Origin of the sequence: Mycobacterium simiae, from assembly GCF_010727605.1 — a bacterium.
GTDB classification, from domain to species: Bacteria; Actinomycetota; Actinomycetes; order Mycobacteriales; family Mycobacteriaceae; genus Mycobacterium; species Mycobacterium simiae.
Window position 1 is genome coordinate 3,596,370 of sequence record NZ_AP022568.1, and the last position, 17,685, is coordinate 3,614,054.

Consider the following 17,685-nt stretch of genomic DNA (forward strand, 5'->3'; position numbering starts at 1 on the left):
CGTCAGGAGTAGGCGGCTCGTCCTTTGGCGGCCGCCGAACGCTGCTGCGCCACCGTCGCCATCGCCAGCTCGAGCGGATGAAAGGCGGCGAGTTGCGCGGCCTCAGCGGAATTGATCAGCCGTTTGGTCATTTCGACCGCCCCGGTTTCGGCTTGCGCCAGCTGGAGGGCGATGGCCTGCGCACGCACCATCGCCGATCCCGGCGCCACCACGTCGGTGACCAGCCCCAGCCGCTCGGCCTCAGCCGCTGACAGGCGGACCCCGCGCAGCAGCAACGACGCGGCGCGATGCTTCCCCAACTGCTGCGTCAGGCGCCACGCCAACCCGCCGTCGGGAACCACAGCGCGAGCCACGAACGGCGCGGCGAAGTACGCGTCGGACGCGCACACGACCAAGTCGCACGACAGCGCCAGGCTCCAACCGAGGCCGACGGCCGCTCCCTCGATCGCGGCAATGGTCGGCACCGGCACCGCTTTGAGTTGCTCCAGCACGCGTTGGGCATGTTCGACACGCCCGGCCGGGCCCAGCGGGCCAGTGCCGTGTGCCGGCCCGGTCTTCAAATCGCCACCCGCACAGAAGAAGCCGTCCGCGCCCGCCAACACAACGCCACGAAGGTCATCCGCGACGACTCGGTGAAGCACCTCCGACAGTTCGGTCCACGACTCGTAGCGCAGGGCGTTGCGCTGTCGCGGCCGGTTGAGCAGCACCAGGGCTACGCCGTCGCGGTCTTCGCGGCGAATCAGTGGATCGCTCACTGTCACTGTCGGCCGAGGAACTTGTCGATGGCGGCCCGATGCTCGGGCGTGGTGAAACACTCTGTCTCGGCTGAGATCCCGTATTCGAGGATGCCGGTGATCGCGCGCTGGGCATGCAAGTTCAGCGTCCGTTTCGTATCCTGCACGGCCCGGGGCGGCAACGCGGCGAGGCGGTGGGCAATCGACAGACCCTCCTGCTTGATATCCGAATGCAGAACAACCCGGTTGGCCAAGCCCAACTCGACCGCCTTATCGGCCTTGATGCGTTCGCCGAGCATCAAATACTCCTTGGCCTTCAACAGGCTCATCAGCAGCGGCCAGAGCACCGAGCCACCATCGCCGGCGACCAGGCCACTGGCGACATGAGTGTCGGCGAAAAAGGCCCGATCGGACATCAAGACGATGTCGCACAACACCGCGATGCTGCATCCAAAGCCGACCGCGGGCCCGTTGACCGCCGCGACGACGGGCAGCGGAAAGTCGATCATGTCGCGCACGATGCGCCGGGCGTCCCGCATCCCGGCACGTCGGGTCACCGGGTTGTTAACGTGAGTTTCCAGCCACTCCACCAAATTGCCGCCGGCAGAGAAGTAATCGCCCGTGCCGGTAATCAACACCGCGCGCGCTTCGGGATCCTCGGCCAGCGTCGCCCACAGTCTCGTAAATGCCGTGTGCATCGTGTTGTTGACCGCGTTGGCGTCGTCAGGGTTGTTCAGCGTCACGATCCGGACGGGACCGTCGGAGGCCACGAGGATCTCCTCGCACCCGGTCAGTTCCGACGTGCCCTGCGGTAGCTCGGTCATGGGCGGTCAGCCGTCCTCGCGCGGCGCCAGCCACGCCGATCGTCTGGTTTGGACGAACGCGTCTCGGTCATGATTGACCGCCCAATCCGGAGATCGCTTCTGTAGGAACGCCGTAAAGGCCTCGATCTGTTCAGCGGTTCCTATTGAGGACCAGTAGCCCGTCACGTCGACGGGCGGCAGCGCGCGCGCCATTTCGCGTTTGACGGCCGCACGCGCGGCCGGGCCCGTCTTCCGGACTCTCTCAAGCAGCGCATCGACCTCCGACCGCAGGGCGTCGTGCGCAACGACCTTGCCGACCAGCCCGAGACGCTCGGCCTCCTGCGCTTCGATCCAATCATTGCCGTAGATCAGGTGATTGGCGCGCAGAGTACCCAGCCGCTGCGGCAGGCGCGCGGCGACGAACGCCTCATATACGCCGCGGGTAAGGTCCGGGACGCGGAACCGCGCGCGATCGGAAGCGACGACCAGATCGGCGAACAACGTCATCACCAAGCCGCCGCCCATGGCAATGCCGTTGACGGCGCAGACGACGAGTTTCGGTATCTTGCCCAGCGTTTCGAACGGTGTGCCGTCGTAGGACTCGGTGAACGCGTCCCACCCGCGGTCTTGATTCTGCAGCGCGTTCATGTCACCGCCCGCGCAGAACACGTCGCCCATCCCGGTAATCACCAGGAAGTTCAGGTCCGGCTCGTCGGCGACGATCATCGCTGCCCGTTTGATCCCGTGATAGCCGTCGGCGGTGACGGCGTTCTTCTTCTCCGGTCGGTTGATGGTGACGGTCAGGGTGTCGCCGTCGATCCTGCCTTCGAGCTCGGGGGCGCAGAGGTCGACGTCGACGGAATCCGGTAAAGCGTTCACCGCGCCTCGATCACGGCGAGCAGTTCACCGACGTCATAGGTCGTCCCGCCGCTGATCTTCCATGTGACGATGCCACTGGCCGGTGCTTCGATGTCCATTTCGACTTTGTCGGTGGCGATCTGGTACAGGGGATCCCCCTCGGAGACGTGGGCACCGTCCGCTACGTAGAGTTCGGTGACCTCGGCCTCGGTGATCGCGTCGCCCGGTTTCGGCATCCGCACCTCCGTCACGCGATTCTCCTGACCGCTTCGACAAGCCGCGCGGCGTCCGGACGGCAGGCGGCTTCCAATGTCGCTGCCCGAGGCACGGGCGTGTACGCTCCCGCTACGCGCTGAATCGGGCTCACCAGCACGCCAAAAAGCTCTGTGCCGACCGCCGCTGCGATTTCGGCGCCGGGCCCGCAGAAGCCGACGGACTCGTGGGCCACCACCAGGCGACGGGTCTTACGTACCGAGTCGAGGACCGTCCCCAGATCCAACGGCACCAGGCTGCGCAGGTCAACCACCTCTACCGAAACATCCTCGGCGGCAAGCTGGTCGGCGGCATCGAGCGCGGCGTGCACCAGACTGCCGTAGGTGCATATTGTGACGTCGGTGCCGGCGCGTTTGACGTCGGCCTGGCCGAGCGGGATCACGTAGTCGGCCGTCGGCACGGGCCCCTTGCCACCGCCGTAGTAAAGCTTCATCGACTCGATGAACAGGCATGGATCCTGCTCTGCCAGGCAGGCATTGAGCAGCCCGACCGCGTCGGCGGCGGTGCTGGGCCACACCACCTTGATGCCCGGTGTGTGCATCGCCCAGGCCTCGAACGCTTGGGAGTGTTGCGGGCCGGCCGCCGTGCCCACCATCGCGCGGATGACGAGCGGTGCGCCCTGTCGGCCGCCGGACATGTAGCGGATCTTCGCGGCGTGATTGGCGATCTGGTCCATTGCCACACCCAGGAAGTCCACGAACATGAGCTCCGCCACGGGGCGGAGCCCGCCCAGGGCCGCGCCCACTGCAGCGCCGATGATCGAGGACTCGGCAATCGGAGTGTCGCGTACCCGGTGGGCGCCGTACTTGGTGGACAACCCGGCGGTGATCTTGAACATGCCGCCCGACGGGTCGGCGATGTCCTCGCCGAGTAGCACGACCGAATCGTCGGCCGCCAACGCGCGGTCCAGAGTGCGGTGAATCGCCTGCACGAGGCCGAGGGTCTCCGTTTCGCCCTCCGGAATCGCGGCACGGTCGGTCACCGGTGCCGCGATCTCGACGCCGTGCGCGGCGAACACGTCGCGGGTCAGTTCGTCGGTGTCGGGGAACTCGGCGTCCCGCGCGGCGGTGAAGGCTGTGTCGATCTCGGCAATGAGATCCGCGTCGATGCGATCGAGGTCGGCCTGATCGGCCAGACCCGCGTCGGTCAGCCGCCGCCGATACCGGGCGAAGGGCGGGTCGGCGCGCTTGGCCGCCAGTTCGTCCGGGTCGGCATAGGGCATCTGGTCGCCGAAGTAGTGTCCCTGCAGGCGGTAGGCGACCGCTTCGACGAACGACGGGCCGGCGCCCGACCGTGCGCGCTCGGCGGCCTCGGTCACGGCCCGGTAAACCGCTTGCGGGTCCGTGCCGTCGACCGTGACGCCAGGCATCGCGTACCCGGCGGCACGGTCTGACAATCGCGTCGAGCGGGTATAACCCGCCACCGGCGTGCATTCGGCCCACGCGTTGTTCTGGCAGAAGAACACCACCGGAAGCGCCCACAGCGCCGCCATGTTCATCGCCTCGTGGACGTAGCCGATGCTGGTCGCCCCGTCGCCGAAGCTCACCAGCACCACGCGGTCACTGCCCTTGATGGCCTCCGCCAATGCGATCCCGTTCGCGATCAGCGGGCCCGCACCGACGATGCCGGTCGTCCACGCGATCCCGTGGTCGGGGTCGTAGATGCCCATGGCGCCGGCCTTGCCCTTCGACAGGCCGGTGCCGCGGCCCAAGATCTCGGCGAAGTACCCGGGCAGGTCGATGCCCTTGGCCACCACGTCGCCAAGCCCACGATAGGTAGTGACCAGCTGATCCGTCTCGGACAGGGCGAGTGCAGCCCCCGCCGACATTGCCTCTTGTCCGTCGACTGGCCAGTAGCTCATTGCGATTTCGCCGGAAGACAGGCCTTTTCGGACGCGCTGGTCGCTGTGGTGCACCCTGCTCATCAGGCGATACAACTCGACGGCACGGTCGCTACTCATGGCCCGGGTTCCGGTGTCTACTTGCGTGGCCATCACCACTCCTTTGCGATGCGCACTCCGCCGACGAGCATACAATACAATATGACGATATTTGTTCAGTCGTCCGATAGGCGACTCAAGCGCGATTGAGGAGAACTTCGACCGCGATGCTCGAGCGACCAGCTCTGCGGGCCGCTGATGGCCTGCCCACTCACGTGCACGGCGCCGCCGACCCTCGATTTGCCTGCGCAGGGACAACCTTCGCCACGCTGTTTCCCGGCCCGTTCTCCGCCGCGCGATGACGCTGCAGGCGGCTAAGGCGTGCGGGTCGACTCGAGCTGTTCAGCGAGCAGCATCCGATCGAAATAACACCGTTCCAGCACCAGATCTGGCCCGCGGAACCCGAACAGGTTGACGCTCAACATGTCGATCGGTGTACCGGGCGCGGTTGTTCGGGTCTCCACGACCAGGCCGTTTTCGCCGTGGTAGATCGCCTCGGCGGAGTACTGCAGCATGGGGAGATCCGTCCACTGCTGCAGCAACATTGCGCGGACCGCCTCGTCACCGTCGAAAACCATTCCGGTAGGGATGATCTCGTAGCGGGGATAGGTGAAGGTGGCCATCGCCGCCCCCAGGTCTCGCGCATTCTCGGCGGCGACGTGCCGCAACACCAGTTCTTCGCGGAACCGGCGCAGCGCGGTATCGCGACTCACTTCGGCTCGAACACCGCGAGATTGCGGCCGTCTTCGAGCGGTACCCACGCCACGGTGACACGGTCACCCACAGCGGGAGCGGGACCGAACACGTTCGACATCAGGCGGACACCTTCGTCGAGATCGACCAAGACCACCGAATAGGGCACCTTGTCGGCCAGTGCCGGGAGCGCGGCCCGATGGTGCACGCTGACCGCGTAGACGACCCCGTCACCACTCAACTTCTCCCACAGCAGCGACGATCCGCCGCAGTGCGGGCAAGCGAACCGTGGGTACCAGACGAGCCGCGCGCACGACTCGCATCGTTGGATGGTCAACTCGCGACGCCGGGTAGCGTCCCAGAAGGGCGCGGACGCCGGGCTGGGCGCGGGAACCGGGACGGTTTCGCTCATAGCGTTGCCTCGGTTCCCAAAATCACCGTCGATGTCGCCGAGAGAACCCCGCCGGTGCCGTGTGCGACAGCGGTTTTCGCGTCTGGGACCTGGCGTTCACCGCACTCGCCACGCAACTGGTGCGTGGCCTCGACGAGCAGGAAGGCCCCGAACGCCCCGGGATGGGTGTAGGCGAGACCACCGCCGGACGTCTGACCGGGCAGCGCACCCCCGGGTCCCAATGCGCCGTCCACGACGAACGGACCGCCTTCGCCCTTCGGGCAGAAGCCCAGGTCCTCGAGCGCCAACAACACCGTGATGGTGAACGAGTCGTAGAGCTCGACCACGTCGATGTCGGCCGGGGTCAGGCCTGCGGCACGGAAGGCGGCCGGCCCCGAGAAGGCCCCGGGGGTGACGGTGAGGTCGGGCATCTGGGAAATCATTGCGTGCGAGGCCGCCGACGCCGCACCCAGGACGAAGGCCGGCGGCTTGTCCAGGTCGCGGGCACGCTCGGCGCTCGTAACCACCAGTGCCGCAGCGCCGTCGGTGACCAGACAGCACTCAAGCTTGTGCACCGGTTCTGCGATGAAGCCGGAGTCCAGGACGTCCTGCACGGTGATCACCTCGCGCAGGTGAGCCCGCTCGTTCAGCGCGGCCCACCGCCGGGTGTCGACGGCGATCTGCGCCAGTTGTTCGGGCGTCGTCCCGTACGTCGCCATGTGCCGGTTGGCCGCCAGGGCGTACGCGCTGATGGGGAGCATCACCCCGAACGGCGTCTCCCATTCCAGCCGCTCGGGAGTGGCGAAGACGCCGAGGCCCGTTTCGCCACGCTTGCGCGCGGCGCGCGGCGTCGACGCATAGACGATCACCACCGTCTCCACCTTTCCGGCCGCGATCGCCGCGGCGGCGTGCTCGACGTACAACCCGTAGCTGGCGCCGCCGGTCTGCGTCGCGTCGGTGAACCGCGGAGCTATCCCCAGGTACTCGCCCAGCTCCACCGAATGCATGAGCGTCCCGCCGGTGCAGGTGCACAGCCCGTCGACATCGCGCAGCGACAACCCCGCATCGGCCAGGGCGGCGGTGATCACGCGCGCCTCGAGCTCGCGCAGTGGCACATCGATTACCCCGCTCGGCGAAACCTCGTCGGCGACACCGACAATCGCGGCCACACCTCGGGTCGTCAACTTCCTGTCCCTTCGAAGAGTTCGCGCAGCGCTGGTTGGCTGACCTTGAGCGACGGCGTGCGGGGCAACTCCTCGACCACGACCACCCGGGCAGGGACGTAGTAACGGCTCACCCGTTCACGCACGTAGGCGAGCAGGTCCTCCGGCGTGGCGCGCGCGCCGTCGGTCAACTCGACCGCCGCGACCGGCACCTGGCCGAGCCGTTCATCGGGCAGGCCGGTCACGCCGGCATCGCGGACAGCCGGATGGCTCCGGAGCACACCGACGATCTCGGACGGATTGACCTTGAAACCCCCGCGAATGATGACGTCGTCGATGCGCCCGTCGATGAACACGAAACCGTCGGTGTCGACCCGGCCGAGGTCGGTGGTCCGCACCCAATCCCCACCCGTGGTGCGAACCTCGATGCGGCCCTGCTTGCCGGCCGGCATTTCGGTGTCGTCCTCGAGGGATATGACACGGATCTCCCGGCCGCGCTGCGGGCGGCCCACACTTCCGCGTTTGGCGCTCGCCCACTGCCGGTGCAGCGCGAGGTTCCAGCCGGCCACGCCGCCGGCGAATTCCGTTGCCCCGTAAGACGGCAGCACCGCGACGCCGTAGCGACACTCGAACCTCGTCTGCACGTCGACCGGCAGGTGCGCGGTTCCCGAGGTCACCACCTCGACGCTGGAAAAGGCCTCCGGGTCCACGCCCGCGTCGAGCACCATCGCCATCGCCGACGGCACCAGGCTCACGGCCTTCGGTCGGTGCCGGAGTAGCAAATCCACCAAGTCTGGGACCCGGAATCGCTCCAGGAGCGCGATCTTTCTTCCCTCGCAGATGTTGAGCAGAGTGCGGAACAACCCTGACATATGCACCAGGGGAGAGGAGACAATGGCGACGCCCGAGCGCAGTCGCAGCTCCGAGGCATGCCCGGGTCTAACACTGTAATGTGCGCCCGCCGCCGCGACAGTGTGCTCAAAGGAGCTGTAGGACAGCGGTATTCGCTTGGGCGGTCCCGTGGTGCCACTCGTCAGCATCTCGACGGCGATGCCTTCGGCGGGCGGGCGGAACGGGCCCGGTCCGAGATTTCCCCGCCCATCAACAACGGTGGCACCGGTCGGGTCACTCGACGCCCGAATACCCAGCGCGCCGGCGGCGGCGCCGGCGACCCCGTCGCGCTCCCAGTCCGTCTGTAATGCCACGATCGCAGGCAACCGCAGGTCGCCAATGTCCGCACGGAGCCCGGCGTCGCCCTGTGACGGGTTGATCGTGACCACGCAACCACCGGCCAACAACACGCCGAGCAGGGCTCCGACCATCGCGGGATGATTGCGCAGCACCAGGCCGACGGGGGAAGCCGGACCCAAACCGGCTGTTCCCAAACAACTTTGAACGCCCGCGGCAATGTCCGACAATTCCTGCCAATCCACCCACCGGCCCTCATACTCGATCGCGGGCGCCCGCGGGTCGAGGGTGAGCACGGCGCGGATGCGCTCGGCGAGTTGCTGGCTCAAGCCGCGGCTGCCGCGAGCTCGGTCGCCGCAGGGATCACCTCTTGGGCGAACAACTTCATCGACTCATACACTTTTGTGCGGTCCATGGCGCCGCCGCGCGACATGCGCAAAATGATGTTGCGCCAGCCCATGTCGACGACGGTACGCATCTTGTCGACGATGCGGTCCGGGTCACCCATCAGCGTGAGGTGCGAATTCAACACCTGCTCATAGCTCTGCTTGTCGTGTTTTTCGAACCAGTCCGAGTAGGCCTTGTAGTCGGCCGGAATCTCACCGCCGCGCTCGAACGGGCTCGAATACTTGCGATGGGTCTGAATGGACAACTCGACGCTCTCGCGTGGGTAGCTGCGGGCGAACGCGTCGTCGTGGTGGCAAAAGGCGTTCAACAGCGCCCACACGTTGCCCGTGGCGGCGTCAAGCCCCTTCTGGGACTGCACCTTCAGATAGATGTCCAGCGCTCCCTGCAGATCGGGGTCCACCTGGTAGGGATTGCCGATGATCGCCCCGAAACCCTTCTCTGCCAGCCACTCGAAACTTGACGGCGTCTTCATCACGGTGCCCCACACGGGGATCGGCTGCTGCACCGGCCGCGGGTAAATCGTGACGTCCTCCAGCTGGAAGTAGTTGCCGTGGAAGCTGACGTTCTCTTCCGTCAGAAGGCGACTGACGATCTCCACGCACTCCTGATATCGACCGGTGGCCTCGTCCATCGAGATGCCGAAACCCTTGAACTCATGAGACTGATAGCCGCGCCCGAAGCCGGCGTCGAAGCGCCCGCCGGATAGGACGTCGACTAAGGCGATCCGTTCGGCCAGCTGAATCGGCTCGTGGAAGGGCGCCACCATGCACGCGGTACCGATGCGGATGCGTTCAGTCTGCGCGGCGATGGCCGTCGCCACCTGCGGCAGGTCCGGGAGCATGCCGTAGGGCGAGAAGTGGTGTTCGGCCAGCCAGATCTCGTCGTAACCGAGTTCCTCCGCCCAGCGCGCCTCCTCCAGCACGTTGGCCAGCACCTCCCGCTCGCTGAGGTGGTTGGGCTTGTCGCCGAGGATGAACACGCCGAACTTCATGTCGGTCCCTCCCGCTGTTAGTCGGTAAAAGTAGTTGCACTGACTGCGACAATACTGCACGATTGGACAGATATCGTCAATCCGTTTAGTTGGGAGGCGCGATGACGCTATCCGACTCTGCCGTCGGGACCGCTTTGCCGCCGTGCACCTTCCGGTGGGGCGAGACCGACGTGATCCTCTACGCGTTGGGGGTGGGCGCCCGCCCGCCTTCTGAGCTGAGGCTGCTCAACGAGGCCTGCGGTCCCGATGTGCTTCCGACGTTTGCCCTGGTGGCCAACTGGTGGGCCGTCAAGGACCTGCGCAGTGTGCTCGACCTGGGCACGTACCCGATCGTGCACTCCGCACAGTCGCTGGAACTGCACCGGCCGATGGGCGCCAGCGGGGAACTGTCGGTGCGAGCCGAGGTGTCGGCCGTGTGGGACAAGGGCAAACACGCCGCCGTGGAGTTGACCAGCCGCGGCGCCGACCCGGACGGGACCGTGTTCGTCGCCAGGTCTCAAACCATGGTCCTCGGTGCAGGGGGGTTCGGCGGCGAGCGTGGACCTGCGGCCGAACCGGACCCCGACGGGCCGCCGGATGCTGTGTTCGACGATGTCGTCCGACCCGAGCAGGCCGCCCTCTACCGGCTCTCGGGCGATCGCAACCAGCTGCACATTGACCCGGAGGCGGCCCGCAAGTACGGCTTCGACGACGTCTTCCTGCATGGGCTGTGCACGCTGGGATTCGCCGCCCGGGCGGTGATCGACCGGATCGGCGACGGGGACCCGCAGTCGCTGGCATCCTTAGGCTGCCGATTCTCCAAGCAGGTGAAGCTCGATGCCCCGCTGCGGACAGAGATCTGGCGAACCGAAGATTCGGTGCGTTTCCGAACGCTGCAGGGTGACGTCGTCGCTCTGAGTTCCGGAACCGCCACGCTGGCAGGGGTATGAGCATGGACCAACGACGGGCCCGCGGGTTGCGCAACCGACAGGCACTCATCCATGCGGCGATCGAGCTGTTCACCACCCAGGGCTACGAGGGGACCACCGTCGACAAGATTTCGGCGGCGGCCGGAGTCGCTCCGCGCACGTTTTTCCATCACTTCGCCAGCAAGGAAGACATCCTGTTCGACGGCTACGCCGAGCGGCTACAGGAGGCGATCCGCCGCTTTCGCGCGGTGCGATCGGACTCACTGTGGGAAGCCCTCGCCGAGACGTCGATGGCCGTGGCGCGGGCGATCGTCGATCAGCCCGAAATGTTCCTGGCCCGAGCGCGGATGTACCACAGCCTGCCGGCGCTGCGCGCGACCATGCTGCGGATCAACGAGGACTGGATCGATCAGCTCACCGCCGAGGTCGCGCGCTGGCTGGGCAGCGACACACAACCCGACTTGCGGCCTCGGCTGGCCGCCACGCTGATCAACGCCGCCAACCGCGCCGCGATCGATTCGTGGGTCGCCGCCGGCGGTCACGGTGATTTGTCGTGTCTGATGGCCGAATCCGTCGAACTGGTGCGGCCCTCGATCGCCGCGATCGAGCGCACCGGCACGACCTCCGGGCCAGGGCGGGGAAGTGGGCAGCGTGTCGGGTGACTCTCGTCCGCTCGCGGTCGTCACCGGGGGAGCGCGAGGCATCGGCGAATCGATTGTGGCCGCTTTGATTTGCGGCGGGTACCGGGTATCCGCGATCGATGTTAACGCCAAGGCCGTTGCGCGCGCGGAGGATTCAGACGACGCGAGATCGGGATTGCTCGTCCCGATGAACGTATCGATCACCGACCGTGACGCGGTCGAGGACGCGCTGAGCACCTTGGCTGACCGGTATGGGCCCGTTCGGGCATTGGTCAACAACGCGGGTATGACGCTGCCCGGAACATTTCTCGAGCAAACGGACGAGGACTGGGACCGCATCGTCGAGGTCAACCTCAAGGGCACCTTCGTGATGGCGCAGGTCGCTGGCCGACAGATGGTCGCCCACGGCGGCGGGGTCATCGTGAATGTCAGCTCGGTGTCCGCCCACGGGGTGCGGACCGGGCCGCCGGCCTATGCGGCCGCCAAAGCGGGTGTTGAAGGGCTGAGCCGGCTGATGGCCGTTCAGCTCGGTGCGCATGCCATCCGGGTCAACACCGTCGTGGTCGGCACCACCGCGACGCCGTGGCTGTTGTCACGCAAGACGGAGGACGAGCTGGCACAGATGCGCCGGACAACGTTGACCGGAAACATCGGTGAGCCGGACGACGTGGCCGGCGTGGTGGCATTTCTGTGCTCATCCGCGGCCAAACACGTAACCGGCCAGCTCATTTCGGTGTCCGGGGGGCAATGGATGCCATGATGTCGATGCGGAACGACAAGACAGATGCTGATGTAGTGTTTACTGCTACGAATCGATGCCAGGGGATGTCGTGGAACTGAAGAGAATCCTGTTCGACGTCAGCGAGCAGGTCGCCACCATCACGATCAACCGACCGGAGCGGCTCAACGCCACTGACGACCTGACCCGTACCGAGCTCGGCATCGCGTGGGCCCGGGTGCGTGAGGACCCGACCATCCGGGTGGCCATCATCACCGGAGCCGGAGACCGCGCGTTCTCCGTGGGCCAGGACATCCGGGCAACGGCCGAGGGCGGCATCCGCAACAAGGTTCCCGGCTCGCGGCTGCACCACGATGTGTGGAAGCCGGTCATCTGCGCCCTCAACGGAATGGTCGTCGGCGGCGGCCTGCACCAGGTCGCCGACGCCGACCTCATCATCGCGGCCGAGCATGCCGAGCTGATCGACACGCACTTGGCCGTGGGAAACGTGTTCGCGCTCGAGCCCGCGGTGCTGCTGCGCAGAATGCCGCTGTCGATGGTGATGCAGCTGGGTCTCATGACCAAGCAGGGCCGCATCAGCGCGCGGCGGGGCTACGAGATCGGCCTGATCAACGAGGTCGTGCCCGCGAACCGGCTGCAACAGCGGGCGCGCGAAATCGCCTTGGACATCGCGAAACTCTCGCCGGCGACGGTCCAGGCGTCGATCAAGGCGATGTGGAGCAGCCTCGATGTCGGGCTGCGCGCGGCCAACGACGTCGCGTACCGCTACGTGCTGCAACACCAGCTGACCCATCCGGACTACCGGGAAGGGATGCTCGCGTTCGCGGAGAAGCGGGAACCGCGGTGGGTCGTGGAATGAGTCGAATGAGTTGTGAAATGACGCGCCATGGGTGAATCCGCACGAACGTTCAGCTATGACCCGCTGCCGTACCCACCCGTCGTCCCGTCGATGCTGGCCAACCTAGTCGCGGCCTACGGAGACAACGACTTCGTCGTCAGCTCGGCCGGTGGAGGGACGATCGAGCGGATCACGTACGCGCAGGCTGATTTTCGGTCGGCCGAGATGGCGCGGCGGCTGCTTGCGGCGGGGATCACCAGAGGCGTTCGGATCGGAATCTTGGCGCCCAACGGACCCGACTTCGTGGTCGCCTTCCTGGCGACCACGCGGATCGGCGCCGTGGCCGTGCCGATCAACACCTTCTTTCAGCCGCCGGAGTTGAGGTGGCTGCTTCGCGACGCCGATATCCACACCCTGCTATCGGTCGACTCAATGCTCGGCAAGGACATGCTGGCGCGTGTCGGCGATGCCACGGGCGAGCTTTCGTCCCCGCGCGCACCGCTGATCCTCGAACGGCTGCCGCAGTTGCGCAACATCTTTGGGCTCGGCAACGCCGAGCGCCCATGGCCCAGTGCATGGCCGGACCCGGTGCCCGAAGCGTTTCTGCGCGCGTGCGAATCCACCGTCCGCCCCTCCGACGACCTGGTCGTCATCTACACATCGGGAAGCACGTCGGACCCCAAGGGTGTCATCCACACGCACGGCACCGCGATTACACACTCTCGCTTCGTCGCCACGCAGCACGAGTGGAAGCCCGACGACCGGGTCTATATCCCGATGGTGTTCTTCTGGGTTGCCGGGTTGGTCTTCGGTCTGCTCGGACCGATGCAGACCGGTGCCACTATTCTCACCGAGCACAAGTTCGACGCCGGCGACGTGCTGCGCCTGCTCGAATCCGAACGGGCCACCTACGCAACAGGATTCCCCCACGTGGGCCGGGCACTGGCGAATCATCCCGACTTCTCGTCCACAGATCTGTCAAGTCTGCGCGCGGGATACCACCAGGTCCTGTTACCGCCGGAACTGCGCGCGGCCAATCCGTCGCTGCTGGTCACACAGTTGGGGATGACCGAAACGTGCAGTTCGCACACCTGGTGGCCACCACACGAACCGGTACCGCAAACCAAGCGCGGGTCGCTCGGGATATCCGCACCCGGCTATCAGCACAAGGTTGTCGACGAGTCGGGCGTAGCGGTGCCCAACGGGACGGTCGGGGAAATCTGCGTGCGGGGAACGGCCATGATGCGCGGCATGGTCGGACGGCAGCACGGCGACCTGTTCGACGCCGACGGCTGGTATCACACGAAGGACGCCGGATACCTAGACGATGACGGGTTTCTGTATTTCGCCGGACGCACCGACGACATGATCAAGACCTCGGGCGCCAACGTCGCGCCCGTGGAGGTGGAGGCGGTGATCGGCGGCGTCGACGGCGTCCGGATCGCCTATGTCGTCGGCGTTCCCGACCCGGACAAGGGTGCGCTCGTCTGCGCCGTCGTCGTGCTCAATCAAGGGCGGCGCATGTCGCAAGACGAGCTCGCGGCAGCGTGCCGAAAGGAACTGGCCGCGTACAAGATTCCGAAACGCTGGGTGATTTTCCCCGACGACGACCGGCTGCCCTACACCACCACGAACAAGATCGACAAGCCCCGCCTGGTGAAGTTACTGACGTCGGGGGAGCTGGCGTGACCGGACTGGAGGAGCGAATCGCCCGCCTGGAGGCCATCGAGGAAATTCGTCAGCTGGCGGCGCGGTACGCGGTGGCATTGGACATGCGTGACTTCGATTCCCTGGTAAACCTTTTCGTCGACGACGTCGGGGTGCCGGGCAAGTGCCGCGGCCGCGACGCGATGCGCCAATGGTACGACGCAGAGGTGCGTCCGACGCTGCTGGGCAGCGCGCACGGTGTCCTCGGTCATGTTATCGACGTTCACGGCGCCGATACCGCGAGCGGACTTGTGTACTCGCGCAATGACTTGGAAACCGAGACCGCGTGGTTTATCGAGATGCTGGCCTACCTGGACCGCTACGAACGGCGGGACGGCCACTGGTATTTCGCGCGCCGCACCCCGCTGTTCTGGTACCGGAGCGACATCACCGACCCGCCGGTCGGCCCACGGAAGGTGCGCTGGCCCGGCAGCCCCGGCCAGGACGGCTCGTTTCACGACGCGTTTCCCTCGTGGGAAGAGTTCTGGGCCGCCGACCCCGGACACTTCGACGCGCCGGTCCCGGCCCCCGCCGCCGTCGGTGAGTGGCTGCGCACATTGCGCCGGGGCGCTGGCGCGCCGCGGGTGAGCCCGACGGGACGCGGAGCCCCGAGGTCTTGAAATGTTAAGCAATGCGCTGGGATTCGGTTTCACGGACGAGCAGAACGAGTTGCGCCGCGTCGTGCGCAGCTTCTTCGAGAGCAAGGCCGACGAAGCGCAGGTGCGCCGCCACATGGAATCACCGCTGGGCTACGACCCACTGTTGTGGGCGCAGATGTCCGACGAACTGGGCCTGGTCGGGCTCGCGATCCCGGAAGAATTCGGCGGCCAAGGCTTCACCTTCGTCGAACTCGGCGTCGTCGCCGAGGAGCTGGGGCGGGCGCTGGTTCCCTCGCCGTACTTCGCATCTTCGGTACTGGCGTCGAGCGCGCTCCTCGGTTCCGGCGACGACGCGGCCCAGCGCCGATACCTGCCGGGCATCGCGTCCGGAGCGACTATCGCCAGCCTCGCGGTCACCGAGGAGTCGGGCCTCTGGGAGGCCGGCGCGATCCGATCGCGGGCCCGAAAAACGGCCGACGGGTGGGTGGTGGACGGAGCCAAAGCCTATGTCCTCGACGGCTGCAGCGCCGATGTGCTGTTGGTAGCCGCCCAGACTGACTCCGGATTGTCGCTGTTCGCGGTCGACCGCTTCGACCGCGTTGCTCGGCGCGCGCTGTCCACCCTGGACCAGACCCGAAAACAGGCCCGTATCGAATTCAGCGCCACGCCGGCGTCGCTCGTCGGTCGCGAGGGCGGCGCGGAGGCGGTGTTGCGATCGACCCTCGCACTCGGCTGCGCCGCGCTGGCCGCAGAACAGGTCGGCGGCGCGCAACGCTGCCTCGAGATGGCCGTTGCTTACGCGAAAGCCCGCAGACAGTTCGGCAAGCCCATCGGCTCATTCCAGGCCATCCGCCACAAGTGCGCCGACCTCTTCCTGGACATCGAATGTGCCCGCGGCGCAGCCTATTACGCGGTGCGGGCTGCGGCCCAACGCGCGCCCGAATTGCCGGCGGTGGCATCGTTGGCCAAGGCGTGCAGTTCCGAGGCCTATGCCCGCGCTGCCGCCGCCAATATCCAGATTCACGGTGGCATCGGATTCACCTGGGAGCATCCCGCCCATCTCTATTTCAAGCGGGCTCAATCGTCGGGGCGCCTGCTGGGCGACGCCCCCTATCACCGGGGACTTCTCGCCGACGAAATCGGGCTCTGAGAGGGTTAGAAGTCCGTGCCCCCGTCGATGTTGACGGCCGCGCCCGTCATGAAAGCTGCCCTGTCGCCGAGCAGAAAGGCGATCAGCTCGCCCGCTTCTTCGGGATGCCCGCCGCGGCCAAGGGCGACACGCATATTCCAGTCCGGGTTGCTTGCCAGGTGAGTGTAAACCGCGTCCTCCAACGCCACCCCGTACTCCGCTGCCCGCCGGGCGCGGATGAAGTCATTCACCTCGGTATCGAATAGTCCGGGGCACACGGTGTTCACCCTGATGCCCTCCGGGCCATGCGTTTTCGCCAAAATCTTCGACAAGGTCAATACCGCCGCCTTCAAAGCGTTGTACGGCGGAATCAGGACCTTCGGCGCACGAACGGAATACGCGGCCGTCGTCACGATGGTTCCGCCGCCATTGCGTTGCAGGTGCGGGATGACGGCGCGGCAGGAACGCACGGTTCCCATCAGAATCAACTGGTAGTACCAGTCCCACGACTCGTCGCCGTGTTCGAGGAACGGCCCCTGCTGGTTCATCGGTCCCGCGGTCACGGCCAGGCCGCGCAACGGACCCAGGCTTGCGGCCGCGCGGTCGACGGCGCGGCCCACGCCATCACCGGCGGCCGCGGCGTCGACGGCGATGCCGACCGCGCCCACCCCGTAGTCTGCGGTCAGTCGCTCGGCACGCGCTCGGGCGCGCTCTCCGTCACGAGCCAGCAGCGCCACGTTGGCGCCGTTGACGGCGAGCTGCTGGGCGGCGGCGAACCCGATACCGGTCGTCCCGCCGACGAGGACGAAGTTGCGCCCCGCCACACCAAGTTCCACGCTGCCCTCGTTTCTGGCGTCATCGCCGACGACAGCCATACTAGACAGCAGTACGCCAAGTGTTGCAATGACTACTCCTGGCCGCAGTTCAGTGACCGGCCGACCCATAGATGGAACACAACGCCCGAATTTGTCGCGTAGCATAGTGCGACATGTCGACGAAACCCGCCCCTGCCGAACTCGAATCGGAGGGGGAGTTCGATCGCCGCGACCAGATTCTCGAGGCGGCCAACGAATGCTTCACTCAGCTCGGCATTCAGCGCACGAGCGTGCAGGACGTCGCCCGAAAAGCCAACGTGTCACGGGGCACGGTGTACCGGTACTTCGAAGACCGCAACGTGCTCATCGATGCCGCGATCGAATTCGGCGCGCAGCGGTTCTATCGCGAGGTCGCTTCGGCGATGGCGAAGAAAAACACGCTGGCGGAGCAGGTCGGGGCGATGGCGCAAACTCACGCCAGAATCCTCCTCGACCATCGGACGCGGAACCGTTTGATGGCCGACGATGCCGAGCTGATGCGGCACATGATCTCCGACGGTGACACGGCGGTCCGGCGATCCACCCATTTCCTCGAACCCTATGTGCGGGCCGCGCGCGAGCGCGGCGAGGTGGGCACCGGCGTCGACGTCACCGCGGCCAGCGAATGGCTGGCCCGCATCATCTGGTCATTCTCCACCGTTAACCAGGCCCAGACGTTCGACATGTCGAAGCCGGACACTGTCCGGCGCTACGTGGAGGCTTTCGCCATCAACGGGCTTCGCTGAAGAACCTGCATAGGCCGCTCAATTGAACAATCGATGTACTATTGTTCCTCAATGTCGGACGGGTTTTTACGCAGGGTTTCTCG

The 17,685-nt window shown here is 66.3% G+C and carries 19 protein-coding genes; 8 read left to right on the forward strand and 11 right to left on the reverse strand.

Annotation, left to right across the window (positions count from 1 at the left end; all coding sequences use genetic code 11):
- Nucleotides 1-2: 2 nt before the first annotated feature.
- The 10 genes from G6N33_RS16925 to G6N33_RS16970 all read right to left on the reverse strand — a co-directional run bounded on the left by G6N33_RS16925 (nt 3) and on the right by G6N33_RS16970 (nt 9,429).
- Nucleotides 3-755, reverse strand: coding sequence for an enoyl-CoA hydratase/isomerase family protein (locus tag G6N33_RS16925; protein WP_231382474.1), 753 nt, complete (start codon nt 753-755; stop codon nt 3-5).
- Between the two features lie 2 nt (nt 756-757).
- Nucleotides 758-1,558, reverse strand: coding sequence for an enoyl-CoA hydratase/isomerase family protein (locus G6N33_RS16930; protein WP_044508150.1), 801 nt, complete (start codon nt 1,556-1,558; stop codon nt 758-760).
- Between the two features lie 6 nt (nt 1,559-1,564).
- Entirely contained in the window at nt 1,565-2,416 is an 852-nt protein-coding gene (locus G6N33_RS16935; protein WP_044508148.1) for an enoyl-CoA hydratase/isomerase family protein, read from the reverse strand.
- The gene (locus G6N33_RS16940; RefSeq protein WP_044508146.1) at nt 2,413-2,646 is read right to left on the reverse strand and encodes a lipoyl domain-containing protein; all 234 of its coding nucleotides are present in this window, start codon (nt 2,644-2,646) and stop codon (nt 2,413-2,415) included. Before G6N33_RS16940 ends, G6N33_RS16935 begins: the two co-directional genes overlap by 4 nt.
- Nucleotides 2,643-4,661 carry an alpha-ketoacid dehydrogenase subunit alpha/beta gene (locus G6N33_RS16945; protein ID WP_049919365.1) on the reverse strand — a complete coding sequence of 673 codons (2,019 nt, stop codon included), beginning with the start codon at nt 4,659-4,661 and terminating at the stop codon, nt 2,643-2,645. Before G6N33_RS16945 ends, G6N33_RS16940 begins: the two co-directional genes overlap by 4 nt.
- A gap of 260 nt (nt 4,662-4,921) precedes the next feature.
- Nucleotides 4,922-5,320, reverse strand: a complete 399-nt coding sequence (locus G6N33_RS16950) for a nuclear transport factor 2 family protein (RefSeq protein WP_044508142.1) — start codon at nt 5,318-5,320, stop codon at nt 4,922-4,924.
- Nucleotides 5,317-5,712 carry a Zn-ribbon domain-containing OB-fold protein gene (locus G6N33_RS16955; RefSeq protein WP_044508141.1) on the reverse strand — a complete coding sequence of 132 codons (396 nt, stop codon included), beginning with the start codon at nt 5,710-5,712 and terminating at the stop codon, nt 5,317-5,319. Before G6N33_RS16955 ends, G6N33_RS16950 begins: the two co-directional genes overlap by 4 nt.
- Nucleotides 5,709-6,875 (reverse strand): acetyl-CoA acetyltransferase, encoded by a 1,167-nt coding sequence (locus tag G6N33_RS16960; RefSeq protein ID WP_049919013.1) that lies wholly within the window; start codon nt 6,873-6,875, stop codon nt 5,709-5,711. Before G6N33_RS16960 ends, G6N33_RS16955 begins: the two co-directional genes overlap by 4 nt.
- Entirely contained in the window at nt 6,872-8,371 is a 1,500-nt protein-coding gene (locus tag G6N33_RS16965) for a class I adenylate-forming enzyme family protein (protein WP_044508137.1), read from the reverse strand. Before G6N33_RS16965 ends, G6N33_RS16960 begins: the two co-directional genes overlap by 4 nt.
- Entirely contained in the window at nt 8,368-9,429 is a 1,062-nt protein-coding gene (locus G6N33_RS16970) for an LLM class flavin-dependent oxidoreductase (protein WP_231382473.1), read from the reverse strand. The genes G6N33_RS16965 and G6N33_RS16970 overlap by 4 nt, the downstream gene beginning before the upstream one ends.
- Before the next feature lie 113 nt (nt 9,430-9,542).
- Between G6N33_RS16970 and G6N33_RS16975 the strand changes: the two genes are divergently transcribed.
- The 7 genes from G6N33_RS16975 (at nt 9,543) to G6N33_RS17005 (ending at nt 16,023) form a co-directional block, all read left to right on the forward strand.
- The gene (locus G6N33_RS16975) at nt 9,543-10,370 is read left to right on the forward strand and encodes a MaoC/PaaZ C-terminal domain-containing protein (RefSeq protein WP_044508133.1); all 828 of its coding nucleotides are present in this window, start codon (nt 9,543-9,545) and stop codon (nt 10,368-10,370) included.
- Nucleotides 10,371-10,372: 2 nt separating this feature from the next.
- Nucleotides 10,373-11,011, forward strand: coding sequence for a TetR/AcrR family transcriptional regulator (locus tag G6N33_RS16980; protein WP_044508131.1), 639 nt, complete (start codon nt 10,373-10,375; stop codon nt 11,009-11,011).
- Between the two features lie 55 nt (nt 11,012-11,066).
- Complete coding sequence (locus tag G6N33_RS16985) at nt 11,067-11,750, forward strand: SDR family NAD(P)-dependent oxidoreductase (protein WP_231382672.1); 684 nt, start codon at nt 11,067-11,069, stop codon at nt 11,748-11,750.
- Nucleotides 11,751-11,820: 70 nt separating this feature from the next.
- Complete coding sequence (locus G6N33_RS16990) at nt 11,821-12,588, forward strand: enoyl-CoA hydratase-related protein (protein ID WP_049919011.1); 768 nt, start codon at nt 11,821-11,823, stop codon at nt 12,586-12,588.
- Nucleotides 12,589-12,615: 27 nt separating this feature from the next.
- Complete coding sequence (locus tag G6N33_RS16995; RefSeq protein ID WP_101528095.1) at nt 12,616-14,256, forward strand: class I adenylate-forming enzyme family protein; 1,641 nt, start codon at nt 12,616-12,618, stop codon at nt 14,254-14,256.
- Nucleotides 14,253-14,894, forward strand: a complete 642-nt coding sequence (locus G6N33_RS17000; RefSeq protein ID WP_044508127.1) for a nuclear transport factor 2 family protein — start codon at nt 14,253-14,255, stop codon at nt 14,892-14,894. Before G6N33_RS16995 ends, G6N33_RS17000 begins: the two co-directional genes overlap by 4 nt.
- A 1-nt stretch (nt 14,895) precedes the next feature.
- Nucleotides 14,896-16,023 (forward strand): acyl-CoA dehydrogenase family protein, encoded by a 1,128-nt coding sequence (locus G6N33_RS17005; protein WP_044508126.1) that lies wholly within the window; start codon nt 14,896-14,898, stop codon nt 16,021-16,023.
- A 5-nt stretch (nt 16,024-16,028) separates the two neighbouring features.
- On the opposite strand, the gene G6N33_RS17010 is transcribed toward G6N33_RS17005, so the two are convergent.
- Nucleotides 16,029-16,877: an SDR family NAD(P)-dependent oxidoreductase gene (locus tag G6N33_RS17010; protein ID WP_231382470.1), complete on the reverse strand. Its 849-nt coding sequence runs from the start codon at nt 16,875-16,877 to the stop codon at nt 16,029-16,031.
- Between the two features lie 113 nt (nt 16,878-16,990).
- Between G6N33_RS17010 and G6N33_RS17015 the strand changes: the two genes are divergently transcribed.
- Nucleotides 16,991-17,602: a TetR/AcrR family transcriptional regulator gene (locus G6N33_RS17015; RefSeq protein ID WP_044508124.1), complete on the forward strand. Its 612-nt coding sequence runs from the start codon at nt 16,991-16,993 to the stop codon at nt 17,600-17,602.
- Nucleotides 17,603-17,685 lie beyond the last annotated feature (83 nt).

Excerpts from the sequence above, each read along its gene's own strand:
- G6N33_RS16930 (WP_044508150.1), bottom strand. The coding sequence starts at position 1,558 with ATGACCGAGCTACCGCAGGGCACGTCGGAACTGACCGGGTGCGAGGAG.
- G6N33_RS16945 (WP_049919365.1), bottom strand. The coding sequence starts at position 4,661 with ATGGCCACGCAAGTAGACACCGGAACCCGGGCCATGAGTAGCGACCGT.
- G6N33_RS16955 (WP_044508141.1), bottom strand. The coding sequence starts at position 5,712 with ATGAGCGAAACCGTCCCGGTTCCCGCGCCCAGCCCGGCGTCCGCGCCC.
- G6N33_RS16975 (WP_044508133.1), top strand. The coding sequence starts at position 9,543 with ATGACGCTATCCGACTCTGCCGTCGGGACCGCTTTGCCGCCGTGCACC.
- G6N33_RS16980 (WP_044508131.1), top strand. The coding sequence starts at position 10,373 with ATGGACCAACGACGGGCCCGCGGGTTGCGCAACCGACAGGCACTCATC.
- G6N33_RS16995 (WP_101528095.1), top strand. The coding sequence starts at position 12,616 with ATGGGTGAATCCGCACGAACGTTCAGCTATGACCCGCTGCCGTACCCA.
- G6N33_RS17005 (WP_044508126.1), top strand. The coding sequence starts at position 14,896 with ATGTTAAGCAATGCGCTGGGATTCGGTTTCACGGACGAGCAGAACGAG.
- G6N33_RS17010 (WP_231382470.1), bottom strand. The coding sequence starts at position 16,877 with ATGGCTGTCGTCGGCGATGACGCCAGAAACGAGGGCAGCGTGGAACTT.
- G6N33_RS17015 (WP_044508124.1), top strand. The coding sequence starts at position 16,991 with ATGTCGACGAAACCCGCCCCTGCCGAACTCGAATCGGAGGGGGAGTTC.